Here is a 13,542-nt window from a genome sequence, read left to right as displayed (position 1 = left end):
GGGGCCAACCACGAACCAACACCTACTGGCACCCCGAAAAACTCCTGCACAACGTCGACGCCGATGACCACGACGCCAATGACCACGACGCGGCATAGCTTGAGATTGTCTGTGACGTCGGGTCGCGCTCCGTCCGCCTAACTGGCCGGCCCGCGCTTTTCGGTCGCACGGTTGATCATCGAGAAGATGCCGTTGGGCGCGATCCGCGACATCGCGTACAGGAATTTCGCCCGTCCGATCCGCAGCTCGGTCCTGCCGTGCGCCAGCGCCTTGACGACGGCGGTGCCAACGACTTCCGGGCCAATTTTGGGCCCGCCGTAGCCACTGGTCATTTCGGTGTCGACAAGCGGCGGGAAGACCTCGAGCACATGGATCGGGTCGCGGCGCGTCTGCCGTCGCAGCGACCGCGTGAAGGCGTGCAAGCCCGCCTTGGCGGTGGAATAGCCGGGGTTGAAGGCCCGCGGCGCGTAAACCAGCCCGGTGCTGACGTTCACGATGGCGGCCTCGGGCCGCTGCCGTAGTACGGGAAGGAGCGCGATACACAGATGCACGGGCGCGGTCAGATCGAGTGCGACGTCGTGTTCCAGCAGGGACGTGGCGTTCGGGTCGTGAAGATCGATTAGGGCCATGCTGCCGGCGTTGTTGACCAGAATGTCGAGGGGTCGGCCGTTGCCGAGCTGCTCGACGAGGCGGTTTCGATCGTCCGGGTTGGCCAGGTCGGCCGTCGCGGTCAGGATGCGCGAATCGTCGCCACGCGCCGCGGCGAGCCGTGCCTCGTTGCGTCCGACAATCAGCACATCCGAACCGGCGGCGCGCAGCGCCCGGGTGATCGCCAGGCCGATGCCCGCTCCGCCGCCGGTGACCACGGCGAACTTTCCGTCGAGATCCATCGCGCTTCCCTCCTCACCAGGTTTGTTCGGCCGCGCGCACCAGCATGTGGTTGACCGCCACCCGGCGGTCGCGAGTCACCGTGTACAGCACCGCATCCGCGATGTCCTCCGGCCGCAATTTGACCATGTCGGCGGTTTGCTTTTCGAACGCCGCACGCGAGGGCGCGGCCAGGTGGGTGAAGATCTCGGTGTCGACGGTTCCCGGACTCACCACGCCCACGCGGACCCGCTTGCCGAGCAACTCCTGTCGGATGCCTTCGCTGAATGCGTTCACCCCGAACTTGGTCAACGAATAGACCGCGGTGCCGGGTCGGGCGACCCAGCCGCCCGTCGAGCCAATGGTGACCAGATCGGCCACCCCGCGCGGCGAGTCGGCGGCGGCGTCGATCAGGTGCGGCAACGCGGCGCGGGTGGCGTAGAGGACGCCTTGCACGTTGACGGCGACCATGTCGTCCCAGTCTCGCAATGGCGCCTCGGCCGCGGGCCCGGATTGCATCAGCCCGGCGTTGTTGACCAGGATGTCGAGGCGTCCCCATTCCGCGACGGTGCGCTGCACCGCGGAGGCGACCTGGTCGGCGTCGGTGACGTCGGCGGGCACGACAAGCGCTGCGCCACCGGCGGATTCGATCTGGGTTTTCAGCTCGGCCAGCCGGTCGGCCCGGCGGGCGAGGAGGGCCACCGCGGCACCCTGTGCCGCCAACGCTTTCGCCGTTGCCGCGCCGATACCGCCGCTGGCGCCAGTCACCAGCGCCGCGGTGCCCGCGAGTGCAGCCGTCATGCTTCGAGTATCTCGTGCAGCACGTAGTCGTTGTCCTCGCCCAGGTCCGGCGCGCCGCGCGCGATCCGCGCCGGGGCGCGCGCCAGCCGCCACGAGGGGCCCAGGACCGGGCGCTGGCCTTCGCGATGGTCGCTGACGAAGCGATACAGCCCGCGGTCCCACAAACGCTGATCGCCGATCACGTCGACGGCAGTGGCGCTCTTGGTCGCCGCCACTCCAGCCGCGCGCAGGCGGTGGGCCAGCCGTTCGGCGTCGTGGTGCCGGGTGAGCACTGCGAGAGCGGCGTCGAGCGCGTCGGCGTGACCATGCCGGTCTGCCGCCGTGCGGTAGCGCGGATCGGCGGCCCGCCCCGCGGCATCGAGCACCTCGCACAGCCGCCGCCATTCGTCGTCGTCGGCCACCGCGACGGCGATCCACGAACCATCGGAGCAGGGATAGCAGCCGTGCGGGCACATGTCGGGGTGATTGTTGCCGTCGGGCCCGAGGCTCTTTCCGGTGAGGCTTTGTTCGAGGAGGCGATCCCCGATCATCGACGACAGGGTTTCCACGGCGGACACGTCGACGAATTGTCCGGCGCCGGTGAGATCGCGATGCAGCAACGCCACGACTGCGGCGTACGCGGCGGCCGCGCCGACGGTGGAATCCCCGTAGCGCATGCTCGTTCCGAGCGGCGGTCCGCCGGGATAGCCGACCAGCGACGCGAGGCCGGCCAGTGCGGCGAAGCACGGCGCGTAGCCCGTTTGGTGGCCCAGCGGTCCGTCGTTGCCCCACATCTTGATCGACACCGAGATGATGTCCGGCTTGATCGCCGTGAGCTGCTCATGGCCCAGGCCCTGCCGCTCCATCGCGCCCGGGCGCAGGTTGTTGATGACGATGTCGCTGCGGGCGATCAGCTCGTGCAGCCGGGCCATGTCGTCCGGGGACTTGATGTCGAGGTCCACGCTGAGGATTTCGGGGTTGATGCTCAGAAAGTAGGGGGCGTGGTTGATGTCGGTGCCGCCGTAGGCCCGCATCTCCTCCGGGTGGGCGGCCGTTTCGACCTTGATCACTTCGGCGCCCAGCAGGGCCAGCAGTTTGCCAGCGTACGGGCCGGCCCACACCTTGGTCAGCTCGACGACGCGCACGCCCTGCAGCGGACCGCCGCGCGGATTCCTGGGCGGCTTGAGTTGTGCCGGCTTGGGTTGTGCCGGCTTGGGTTGTGCCGGCTTGAGTTGTGAAGCCGCCGCCGGCGCCCGCGGCGAATCGAGGCGCTCCAAGACCGCGGCGGTGTGTTCGCCGAGAGTGGGTGCGGCGGTGGTGATTTCGGCGGGCGAGGCGCTGAGCGTGTACGGCACCGTGGGATATCCCGCCCGACCCAGGACCGGATGCGTGACGTCCTGGAAGAAACCACGATGGCGGTACTGCGGCGCCCGGTGCAGATCCGCGGCGCCATTGACGGGGACCAACGGCACGCCCAGCCGCTGGGCCTGGTCGGCCGCGGTCTCCTTGGCGAGGCCCCGGGCCCACTCCGCGAAACCGCGCCGGAACGCGGCGACCTTTTCCGGAGTAACGGAGAATTCCAGCCAGTCGTCGTCGAACGCGTCGAGCCATTCGGGCTGACCCATCAGCGCCTTGATGCCCTGCCAGTGGGCGCGACTGGTCATGTACAGGTAGACGAAGCCGTCGGCGCACGGGAAGAACGCCGCCGGTCCCTGCTGGTCGTAATCCTCGCGGGTGCCCGCGGCCGCGACCTCGCCGGTGATGAATCGGCCCAGGATCGAGTCGGCCCGCGAGACCAGCACGGCATGCTCGGAAATGTCGATGGACTCACCCCGGCCGGTGTGCACGCGCCCGAACAGCGATGCCGCGATGCACAACGCCGCCTCCAGTCCCGCTTCGTAGTCGGCGAGGAACCGGCCCGGTCCTTGCAGCGGGGGCCGACAGGTATCCGGATGGCTGGGCGTGTGGTATCCCCAGCCGCTGGCATGAAAGACGTTGATGCTCTTGGCGTTGTCGAATTCGGCGGGCGCGCCTTGGCCGAAGGGCGTGATCGAGCAGAACACCACGCCCGGATGTCGTTCGGACCAGTCGGCCGCGCGCTCCTCGATGACCGCGTCGGCGGTGGCGATGAGCTTGTGTAAGCGCGCGGTGTCGCCGACGTCAAGCTCGATGGATTGCTTGTTGGTGTTGAGGTAGGCGAACAACGCACTGCCGTCAGGACCGTCGGCAAGGACGGGCGCCATCGCCCGGGTGCGGCTGCCGCGTCCCGGCGTTTCGACCTTGATGACCTCGGCGCCGAAATCGGCCAGCAGCTTCCCGCAGTACTCCCCCGCGACCGACTCCGCCAGTTCGATGACCCTGACACCGGTCAGCGCCGACATGCCCGCCCTCGCAACGAGATCAGGGCTTCTTGCGCCCGGAGCGGCTCAGCCGCCACTCGGGCGGGAAGTTCATATCGTTGTCCTTCACCACATTGTTGAGTCCCTTGCCGAAGGTTCCCTCGGTGAGGTCGACCTCGTTGTCCCGGTCGTTGGCGATCAGCGGGAGCATGCCCTCGACCATGCCGGTGAGCAGGCTCCCGAAGTACTCGCCCTTGTGCTGCTTGTAGAGCTCCAGGAAGGTCTTCTGCACCGCGACGGTGTCCGTCGGACGGGAGCGCGAGCACGCCATCGCGTACTTCAGCGTCTCGTCTTCGAGTTTCTCGCGCGGGACCACGCTGTTGACGAAGCCGCACTCATACATCTCCTTTGCGCTGAAAGGCCGCCCGGTGAACAGCATTTCGGAGAACTTCCGCAGACCCATCGTCTCGGCCCACCACCACAGCCGCGGACCCCACCCGACGTAGCGGAACGCTGGGTGACCGAACAGGGCGTCGTCGGAGGAGATCACCAAATCGGCGTCGCCGGCCTGATAGAAATGCCATCCGTAGCAATAGCCCTTGGCCTCGATGATGCTGATCTTGCGCAGTTCCTGCAGCGGCCGGTTTCCCGCGGGGGCCTTGGCATAGAAATCGGTGACGGTGGACAGATAGCGGTACGAGCCGCCCGGCGGGTACTTGACGTCGTCGTCGTTGATCGCGAGCTCGTGCAGCAGCGGCATGCCGGGGTTCTCCAGCATGGGGCGCTGTTCGGGCAAATCGCCACCGCTACCGAAATCCTCACCCTCGCCGCGGATCACGACGACTTTGACGTCGTCGTCCACGTTGCACTTGTGGATCAGATCGGCATAGTTCTGCCGCATCCCCAGGGTGGTGGAGTTCTGCGCGTCGGGACGATCGAAGGTGATGTAGGCGATCCTGTTCTTCTTGTCCTTCTCGAATTTGATGTACTGCTCCGCTTCCTTCTTCAGCTTCACATAGTCGTACTCAGGCATGGGTTCTCTCCACTTCTGTTATGGGTCATGTAGGCAGCAACGACGGCAGGGACTCCCAACCCCGCACCGTCGATGTCGGGCTGAGCTTGGCGTTGCTCATATCGATCTCCCACTCGGGGAAGCGCTTCAGGATTTCTTCGAGCGCGACGCGGCCTTCCAGACGCGCCAGCGCCGAACCGAGACAGAAGTGGGTGCCCACACTGAAGGTGAGGTGCGGCCGGGCCTCGCGATGGATGTCGAATTCGCCTGCGTCCGGCCCGAACTGGCGCTCGTCGCGGCACGCCGCGCCGAGGAGCATCATAATCACGCTGCCCTCGGGCACCGTGCGGTCATACAGCGCGACGTCACGGGTCACATACCGTGCCATGTGCGGCGCCGGCGGCTCGAAGCGCAACAGCTCCTCGATGGCCTGCGGGATCAGCGCGGGGTTTTCGACGAGTTCGCGGCGCTGATCGGGATGTTCGGCAAGAACCTTCCCCGCCCAACCGATCAGGCGGGTCGTCGTTTCGTTTCCCGCACCTGCGACGACGTTGAGATACACGAGGATTTCCTCGCGCGTCAGGCGGCGCGTCGTGCCGGTTTCGTCGACAAACTCGACGTTGAGCAGCTCGGTCATGATGTCGTCGGACGGATGCTCGGCGCGCCAGTCGATGTAGGCCTCGAACTGTTCGCCGACGGACAGGCCCTGCTCAGCGGCCTTCATGGGCTTGCCGGCTTCCGTGCGCAGCTGCGCGTTGCCCCGGTCGCGGATGTACTCCTGATCGTCCTCGGGGATGCCGAGCAGCATGCTGATCACCTTCATCGGCATGATCGCGCCGAGATCGGTGACGAAGTCGAACCGCCCCGAACCCACCAGCGGATCCAGCAACTGCGCGCAGAAATCCCGGATCAAAGGCTCCAGCGCGTTGATCTTGCGCGGGGTGAACATGCGCGACAGCAGCTTGCGGTGCACGTCGTGGATCGGGGGGTCTTCGAAAATGAGCATGCCCGAGGGGATTTCGAGGTTGGCCTTGATCAGCTCGAGGATCACGCCGCGGGCGGAGCTGTAGGTGCCGTGGTCGATGAGCGCCTTGCTGACATCGGCGTAGCGGCTCAACGCGTAGAAGTCGTATTCGGCGTTGTAATACAGCGGCGCCTCGTCGCGCAGGCGGGCAAACATCGGATACGGGTCAGCGATCAGATCGACGTCGTATGGGTCGAAATGAACCTGGCTGTCGGTGCTCACCGTCACGAAATGCCTCCTACCATTAGCGTTTCCGTTGGCGCGGGCCGGCCGAACCGGTCAAGCGCCCCTTGTCCGGACTCTTCAGCACGCCCGTAGCGATCGCCGCCAAGATCCGGTCGAGTCGTTCCGGGCTGTCAATGATCCTGTCGCCGTGGGCGAATCGCAGTAGCAGCCCGTTGATGAACGTCAGCGTGATGTTGCTCAAATCGTCGACGACCGCCGACTCCAATTCGGCGCCGTGCGGCATGAGTTGTACCAGAATTTCCCGGTGCAACTTGGTGAACCCATCGGTGGCCTGTTGCAGGATGGCGGCCATCGCTGGATCGCGCACGGCCTGCAATGTCAGCTCGTAGCGTGCCTTCGTTCGGGACAACTGCGGCTCGGCGCCGGCTTGGATCACCACCTGTGACAATCGCGACGGCGAGGGGTTGTCGCCGCGGCCATCGGCGGTGTCGGCGACGGACTGCAGGCTTGCGAGGTCCAGCTCGGCCAGTCGTTCCGCGACGGCACGCAGCAGCGCCGAACGGGTCCGGAAGTAGAAGGAAGTGGTGCCGTCGGGCACACGGGCCTTGCGGTCCACCTTCAAATGGCTCAGTCCCTTGGCCCCGTCGTCGGCCAGTAGTTGGATCGCCACATCGCAAAGCTCGCGGCGGCGCTCCACGGGATTGGGCTTTCGTCGTCTCGCCGCGGCCGGCGTGTATCTGGCCATGAGACGGCCGACATTACTCTATGTTCGTAGTGTCGGTAAAGAACCTGCCGCTACGATCGGCTTGATCCCGTTTGCGAAAGGAGTGCGGTGGGGCCGGCAAAGAAAGCGGCAAACAAAGCGATGGCGAGCGTCGTGCTGCTCGGCGCGGTGACGTGTGGGTGCCACACGACTCAGCACCCGGCGTCATCCACCACCTCGACCACCACGGCTCCGCCCGCAACGACTCAATCGGTGGCGGCGCCCGTCAACATCCAGCCCTTGCCGGTTCGGAAGGTGCAGAAGTCGCAACCGACCTCGCCCGACAAGTGCCCCGCCGCGAATCCGACCGTCCCCGCCGCGCCCGACAAGGTCCTGACTGCCTGTGACCTCGCCCGCACCACCGCCTATACGTTGGGCCCGGAGGCGATGCGGCTCGGGCTGATTCAGGTGGACCCACCCAAGTCGCTGACCGCCGGTTTCTACGAGGTGTTACTGACGCTGGATCAGCCGTCGGCGGCCGCCTGGGCGTCGTTCACCGCCGCGAATCTGCACGACCACGTTGCCTTCATCCGTGACGATCTCGTCCTGGAAGCCCCGTTGATCGAGTATCAGGTCGCTTCCGGACAGATCGCGCTGACCACGCAGACCGTTCAGGCCGCGGATCAGTTGGCGCAACTCGCGGGCCGCCCCGCGTGACCGAGCTCGCCGTCGGCTTCCTCAGCGTTTTCGCGCTTCCGCCAGTGGAGTTCGTCGGTGTCGCGGCAGACCTTGGCTGCCGGCACATCTCGACCATCGTGCAGGGACAGCCGTTGGTGCCGCTCGGCTTTCGGCCATTCTCGCTGAAGGACCCCGCCGAGAGGAAGGAACTGCGCGCGGCGATGAACGACCGCGGTGTGACGATCACGCTCGGCGACGGGTTCCTCGTGCTGCCCGGGGCCGATATGCGCGATTTCCGCTCGGACCTGGACACACTGGCCGAGCTCGGCGTGCCCCGGATCAACGTGGTCAGCCTCGATCCCGATCTCAGCCACACGTTCGACCAATTCGCCGCACTGACCGAACTCGGTGCGCAGCGCGACATCGAAACCAACGTCGAACCGGTACCCGGCCTGACCGTCGGCGACCTGCCCACCGCGGTCGCCGCCCTGGAACACGTCGGGCGACCCGATTTCCGGCTGTTGATCGACACCATGCATCTGGTGCGCTCGGGGTCCGGCGCCGCGGACCTTTCGGCCTTGGAACCCGGACACATCGGCTACGCCCAACTCAACGACACCACGCTGGCGCCGCGCCTGGACAACTACATGGAGGAAGCCATGTACGAGCGCATGGTTCCCGGTGAAGGCGAATTACCGCTACGCGACATCCTGGCCGCACTGCCGCCGGACATCGTGATCGAACTCGAAGTACCCCGACGCTCGCTGGCGCTCGCGGGCGTCGGTCCTATCGACCGGCTGCGCCCGTGCGTGGCTGCGGCCCGTCGTTTGTTGGCCGAAATGTCGACTGGGTGAACGGGTTACGATCGGGTCGGTTCGCGCAGCGGGAGGCCAGCGGCGCGATAGATCGCATCGATCACGCTCATGTTATCGACCGCGTCTTCGGGTGTCGTCTTGATCGGCCCGCCGCGCAGCACCGCCCCGGCGAAAGCGTCGAGCTGATACGCATAGGACGCGCGGCGCGGGAATCGCTCGGTGCGTCTGCCGGCCGACGAACGGACCGAGAGCCGATGAAAATAGGCGGGCATCACCGGGTTGAGCACCCGTAGCTCGCCCCGGTCGCCGACGACCTTGGCGCTGATCTGCAGCAGGCGCGTCGACCACATCGAACAGCGAATCCGGCCGGTGTGCCCCTCGGCGAACCGCAACTCGGCGGTCATGGCCCGGTCGACGCGGGGATCGCGCAATTTCGCTTGCGCGGAAACGACTTCCGGGGTCGAACCGCCGAACGTGCGGACCATGTGCACCGCGTAGCATCCGGCGTCCATGGTCGCGCCGCCGGCGAGGGAATAGTTGTAGCGGATGTCGGAGAACTTCGGCAGCGGGAAGCACAGCGCGGCCTCCACCCGCTGCAGCTTGCCCAGCTCCCCCGACGCGATGATCTGCTCGACCCGCAATGTCAGCGGGTGGTAGCGGTAGTGGAACGCCTCCATCACCACCCGATCGGACTTCGCGGCCAGTTCGGCGACCTCGCGGGCCTCGGCGGCGTTGGCGGTGAACGGCTTTTCGCACAGCACATGTTTGCCGGCGGCGAGCGCGGCCCGGGTCCATTTGCCGTGCAAGCCATTCGGCAGCGGGTTGTAGATGGCATCGATGCCCGGGTCGGCGATCAGCTTGTCGTAGTCGTCGTGCACCCGGGCGATGTCGTGCTTGGCGGCGAAGGCTTGGGCACGCGCCACATCACGCGCCGCGACCGCGGTCACGTCGACCTCGGGGTTGTCCTTGGCGGGGTTGGTGAGCGCCAACGGCGCGATGCGGGCCGCTCCGAGAATGCCGATCCGTAGGAGTTCAGACACGGACCGACGCTAGCAGCTGACGCGGCTCATTCCGCTGCGCCCGTCGAGTGTGCGTCCAGGGCTTCGAGTGTGCGTCCACGGCGCCCCACGCGCACACGCAAAATCCCTCAGTGCACACCCGGTCAGGCGGATCCGCGCCGCGCGAATGCGGGCGCGTGCTCGGGTCGAACCCCGACGCCGACGAAATATGCGGGCACCACCGACAGCCACGGCAGCCGCTGCACCAGGCCCAGCAGGGCGTCCGGTGGGGTGGGGTCCGCGCCGCGCAGCAGCGGGCCAAGCAGCCCCCTCTGCAACACCCGTTGCACCGCCTGGGTCACCACGGTGGGAACGACCCGGCGCCGCCGGACGGCGGCCAGGTCGCGATCCGTGACGCGGTGCCGCCGCAGCGGTTCGGCCAGGATCGTCGCCGCCGCGACGGCGTCTTGGACGGCCAGATTGATGCCGACCCCGCCCAGCGGAGACATCGCGTGCGCGGCGTCGCCGATGCACAGCAGCCCGTCGGTGTGCCAGCGGCGCAACCGATTCACGTGGACGTCGAGGTGCTTGATGTCGTCCATGGAGGTGAGCGCCGCTACCGACACGCCCGCATCGGGCAGTAGCGCGTCGACGTCGCGCCGGAAGGCCTCGATGCCGCGTGCGCGCAACTGCGCGTCGGCCCCCTTGGGCCCGAGGTAGGCGATCTGGTCGTAGCCTTTGCGCGGGATCACGACCAGGGCCTTGCCGGGGGCCAAGCGAGGCAAGAAGGTGAATTGCTCATCGCCGTCCCGCGGCAACCTGAACCACCACACGTCGAAGTTCACCGGGAATTCTTTGGTCTTGAGTCCGGCGTCACGCCGCGCGATCGACCACCGGCCGTCGCACGCCACCGTCAGCTCGGCCCGCAATTCACCCGGGCCCTCGGGCCCTTCGTAGCGCACGCCGGCGACCTTGCCGCCTTCCCACAGCAACCCGGTGACTTCGGTCTTCATCCGCAACGTGAAGGTCGGCTCGGCCTGGGCGGCCTCGGCCAGCAGGTTGAGGAGGTCCCACTGCGGCACCATGGCGATGAAGGGATGGGGTTGGCGCAGCCGCTCGAAGTCGACGTACGTCACCGAGCGGCCATTCGACTCGAACTTCGCCTTGCGGACCTCGCTGTAGTCCAGCTCCGAGAAGCGCTCCCACAAGCCCAGCTCGTCGAGCAGCCGCAGCGTGGTGGGATGCACGGTGTCGCCGCGGAAGTCGCGCAGGAAGTCGCCGTGCTTTTCCAGCAGGGTGACGTCCACACCCGCCCGAGCCAATAACAGCCCGAGGATCATCCCGGCCGGGCCGCCGCCGATAATCGCGCACGTAGTTTCGTCGACCATCAGCGCTCAGCGTACGTGGTGATTTCAGCCGAGCAATTGGGTGTCGATTTCGAAAACCGAGACGGGATCGAGAATCACGCCGCTCTCCTTGACGTAGCGATCCCATAGCTCGAGCAGTTCGGACAGCTTCTCGGGCCGGGCGGCGGCCAGGTCGTCGATTTCACCGGGATCGGCCGCGAGGTGGTAGAGCTGCCAGGTTCCCGGGCCGTACGGCGGTGGCAGCCACAGCGCCTTCCAGTCGCCCTGGCGAATGGCGCGGCGGCCGAACAACTCCCAACCGGTGCCGGTCTCGCCCTCGTGCACCGCGTCGGTGTCGCCCGAGAGATACGGCACCAGCGACCTGCCGCGCATGGGTGCTATTTCGCGGCCGCGGTAGCTGGTGCCCGGATGCGTGGCGCTGGCGAGTTCCAGGACGGTCGGGGCGATGTCCATCACCGTCGCGAAGGCGGTGCCGATCTCGCGCTGCCGGTCGAAGCCGGGCCAGGTGACGAACCCGACCACCCGGATTCCGCCTTCGGTGGTGAACGCTTTGTGCAGCCGCGACGGCGCCGTGGCGGCCTGGGCCCAGCGCGGCCCGTACCAGATGTACGAGGTGGGTCGCCCGAGGTTGTCGAGGCTGTTGTCGTAGTACTTCTCGATTTGCGCGGCGATACGGGCGCCATGCAGCGGCATCGCCTCGACGATCGCGCCCTCGGCGCCGTTGTCGGACAAGAAGATCACGACCGTGTCGTCGAGTTCGCCGGTGCCGGCCAGGTAGTCGATCACCCGCCCGATATTCCAGTCCATCCGGTCGACCATCCCGGCGTAGACCTCCATGCTGCGGGCCGAGAGCGCGCGCTGCTCCGCGGTCATGTCGGCCCACTCCGGGGCGCCGTCGGCGACGACGGGGTGCGGGGTGACGTCGGGTGGGCACAGGCCGAGTCGTGTGAGCGCTGCCAAGCGAGCCTCGCGCAGCGCGTCCGGACCCGCGTCGTAGCGCCCGCGGTAGGTGGCGATGGATTCGTCGGGTGCTTGCAGGGGCCAGTGGGGCGCTTGGAAGGGCAGGTAGGCGAAGAACGGTCGGTCCCGATCGTCGGGGCGTTCGGCACGTTCGCGGAAGTAGCGCAGCAGGGTGTCGGTGTAGAAGTCCGATGAGTAGAAGTTCTCGTCGACCGTGACGAACTGGTCATCCTCGGTGTAAAGCCTTGGCACCGGCGCGAATCCCTCAGCCGCGGCACCGCCGTAATGGCTGGCGCCGGCCGGCAACAGCGCGAACGACCGCTCGAATCCGCGAGCCCACGGCGAGGTCTCGATCGTGTCGCCCAGGTGCCATTTGCCCGACATGAGCGTCAGGTATCCGGCGTCACGCAGCAGCTCCGGCAACGCGACGACGCGATCGTTCAGATAGCCCTCGTAGCCGGGCGCGCCCTGGAATTCGGGGATCGCGACCTCGAGCATCGTTCCGATGCCGGCGATGTGGTGATCGGTTCCGGTCAACAACATCGCGCGGGTGGGCGAGCAGGCCGGCGCCGAATGAAAATCGGTGAGCCGGATTCCGGCGTAGGCGAGCCGGTCGAGATTCGGCGTGTTGATCTCACCGCCGAAGGCACCGATATCGGAAAACCCCAAATCGTCTGCCACGATGACCAAGAAGTTGGGCCGCGTCACGGTCAAGCATCCTGTCAGGTCTGGCGGCCGAAGGGAACTTCTGCCGCCCCGCCGTCGCAGATATGGTCATTGGATGCTGCAGCAGTTTGGGATGTCCATTCCGTTGGTCGCCGCCCCAATGTCGGGTGGCCCGACGACCCCGGCGATGGTGTCGGCGGCGACCCGCGCGGGTGGTCTGGGTTTCCTCGCGGCCGGCTACAAGCGGGTGGAGGCTGTCGAAGCCGAGATCAAGAGCGTTCGCACCGAGGGAATCCCGTTCGGTATCAACCTGTTTGCCCCCAATCCGCTACCGGTTGACCCCGACAGCTATCGGGTGTACGCCGCAACCATCCAGAGGGAGGCCGACCAGTTCGGCGTGACCGTGCCGTCCGAGCCGATCGAGGACGTCGACGCCTTCGACGAGAAGATCACGCTGTTGCTCGACGATCCGGTGCCGATGGTGTCGTTCACGTTCGGGATACCGCCGCGCGGCGTGATCGCCGCGCTGCAACAGGCGAATAGCGTTGTCGTTCAAACGGTTACAACCGTCGAGGAGGCGACCCAAGCCCACGAGGCGGGCGTCGACATGCTTGCCGTGCAGGCGGCGGCCGCGGGCGGGCATTCGGCCACGCTTTCGCCGCGGACACCGTTGACGCCGGTCCCGATCGCCGACCTCGTCAAACAGATCACCGCGGCCGTGCCGTTGCCCGTGATCGCCACCGGTGGGCTCGCCACTCCGGCCGCGGTGGCCGACGTCATTCGCGCGGGCGCCGCGGCGGCAGCGGTCGGAACGGTCCTGCTTCGTGCCGCCGAAAGCGGCGCCTCGGCCACCCACCAGGCGGCCCTCACCGACCCCGCATACACCGAGACGGTGATCACTCGCGCCTTCACCGGCCGGCCGGCCCGCGGCCTGCGCAACGCGTTCATCGACGCGCACGAGGCGGAGGCGCCCCTGGGCTATCCGGCGATTCACTACCTCACCACCGCAATGCGCAAAGCCGCCGCGGCCGCAGGCAAACCCGACTACGTCCATCTGTGGGCGGGCACCGGGTACCGCCACGCGACCGCGGAGCCGACGGCCGACATTCTGCGACGATTGGCATCCGAGCTCTGATCGGCGCCCCGC

12 protein-coding genes are annotated in these 13,542 nt (G+C 67.1%); 3 read left to right on the top strand and 9 right to left on the bottom strand.

Translation table 11 applies throughout. The annotated features are described in order from the left end of the window. Window positions 1-137 precede the first annotated feature (137 nt). From A5736_RS05635 to A5736_RS05610, 6 genes are read right to left on the bottom strand one after another with little or no spacing between them, the layout of a single operon-like run. Window positions 138-890 (bottom strand): SDR family NAD(P)-dependent oxidoreductase, encoded by a 753-nt coding sequence (locus A5736_RS05635; protein WP_076245013.1) that lies wholly within the window; start codon window positions 888-890, stop codon window positions 138-140. A gap of 13 nt (window positions 891-903) precedes the next feature. Then, window positions 904-1,668, bottom strand: coding sequence for an SDR family NAD(P)-dependent oxidoreductase (locus A5736_RS05630; protein WP_076245012.1), 765 nt, complete (start codon window positions 1,666-1,668; stop codon window positions 904-906). After that, entirely contained in the window at window positions 1,665-4,028 is a 2,364-nt protein-coding gene (locus A5736_RS05625; protein WP_076245011.1) for a CaiB/BaiF CoA-transferase family protein, read from the bottom strand. The genes A5736_RS05630 and A5736_RS05625 overlap by 4 nt, the downstream gene beginning before the upstream one ends. Window positions 4,029-4,047: 19 nt before the next feature. Continuing rightward, on the bottom strand, window positions 4,048-5,019 hold the full coding sequence (locus A5736_RS05620) for an enoyl-CoA hydratase/isomerase family protein (protein ID WP_076117389.1): 972 nt from the start codon (window positions 5,017-5,019) through the stop codon (window positions 4,048-4,050). Between the two features lie 25 nt (window positions 5,020-5,044). After that, a complete protein-coding gene (locus A5736_RS05615; RefSeq protein WP_076245009.1) occupies window positions 5,045-6,250 on the bottom strand; it encodes a cytochrome P450 in 1,206 nt (401 codons plus the stop codon). A 16-nt stretch (window positions 6,251-6,266) separates the two neighbouring features. Then, the gene (locus tag A5736_RS05610; RefSeq protein WP_076245006.1) at window positions 6,267-6,953 is read right to left on the bottom strand and encodes a TetR/AcrR family transcriptional regulator; all 687 of its coding nucleotides are present in this window, start codon (window positions 6,951-6,953) and stop codon (window positions 6,267-6,269) included. A gap of 120 nt (window positions 6,954-7,073) precedes the next feature. Here A5736_RS05610 and A5736_RS05605 point away from each other — a divergent pair, with 120 nt between their 5' ends. Beyond that, window positions 7,074-7,628 (top strand): preprotein translocase subunit SecD, encoded by a 555-nt coding sequence (locus A5736_RS05605; RefSeq protein ID WP_076245019.1) that lies wholly within the window; start codon window positions 7,074-7,076, stop codon window positions 7,626-7,628. Then, window positions 7,625-8,443: a sugar phosphate isomerase/epimerase gene (locus A5736_RS05600; protein ID WP_076245004.1), complete on the top strand. Its 819-nt coding sequence runs from the start codon at window positions 7,625-7,627 to the stop codon at window positions 8,441-8,443. Before A5736_RS05605 ends, A5736_RS05600 begins: the two co-directional genes overlap by 4 nt. Window positions 8,444-8,448: 5 nt before the next feature. Here A5736_RS05600 and A5736_RS05595 read toward each other — a convergent pair whose 3' ends face one another. From A5736_RS05595 to A5736_RS05585, 3 genes are all read right to left on the bottom strand, one after another. Further along, window positions 8,449-9,444 carry a Gfo/Idh/MocA family protein gene (locus tag A5736_RS05595; protein ID WP_076245003.1) on the bottom strand — a complete coding sequence of 332 codons (996 nt, stop codon included), beginning with the start codon at window positions 9,442-9,444 and terminating at the stop codon, window positions 8,449-8,451. A 122-nt stretch (window positions 9,445-9,566) separates the two neighbouring features. Then, window positions 9,567-10,790 carry an FAD-dependent oxidoreductase gene (locus A5736_RS05590; RefSeq protein ID WP_076245001.1) on the bottom strand — a complete coding sequence of 408 codons (1,224 nt, stop codon included), beginning with the start codon at window positions 10,788-10,790 and terminating at the stop codon, window positions 9,567-9,569. A gap of 24 nt (window positions 10,791-10,814) precedes the next feature. Continuing rightward, window positions 10,815-12,437, bottom strand: coding sequence for an arylsulfatase (locus A5736_RS05585; RefSeq protein WP_076245000.1), 1,623 nt, complete (start codon window positions 12,435-12,437; stop codon window positions 10,815-10,817). A gap of 73 nt (window positions 12,438-12,510) precedes the next feature. On the opposite strand from A5736_RS05585, the gene A5736_RS05580 reads away from it, so the two are divergent. After that, entirely contained in the window at window positions 12,511-13,530 is a 1,020-nt protein-coding gene (locus tag A5736_RS05580) for a nitronate monooxygenase family protein (protein ID WP_076123078.1), read from the top strand. The last annotated feature ends 12 nt before the right edge of the window (window positions 13,531-13,542 follow it).

The organism is Mycobacterium sp. SP-6446 (genome assembly GCF_001954045.1).
Lineage (GTDB): Bacteria > Actinomycetota > Actinomycetes > Mycobacteriales > Mycobacteriaceae > Mycobacterium.
The sequence above is the reverse complement of the archived record's forward strand: the minus strand, read 5'-3'. Positions and strand labels throughout refer to the sequence as shown.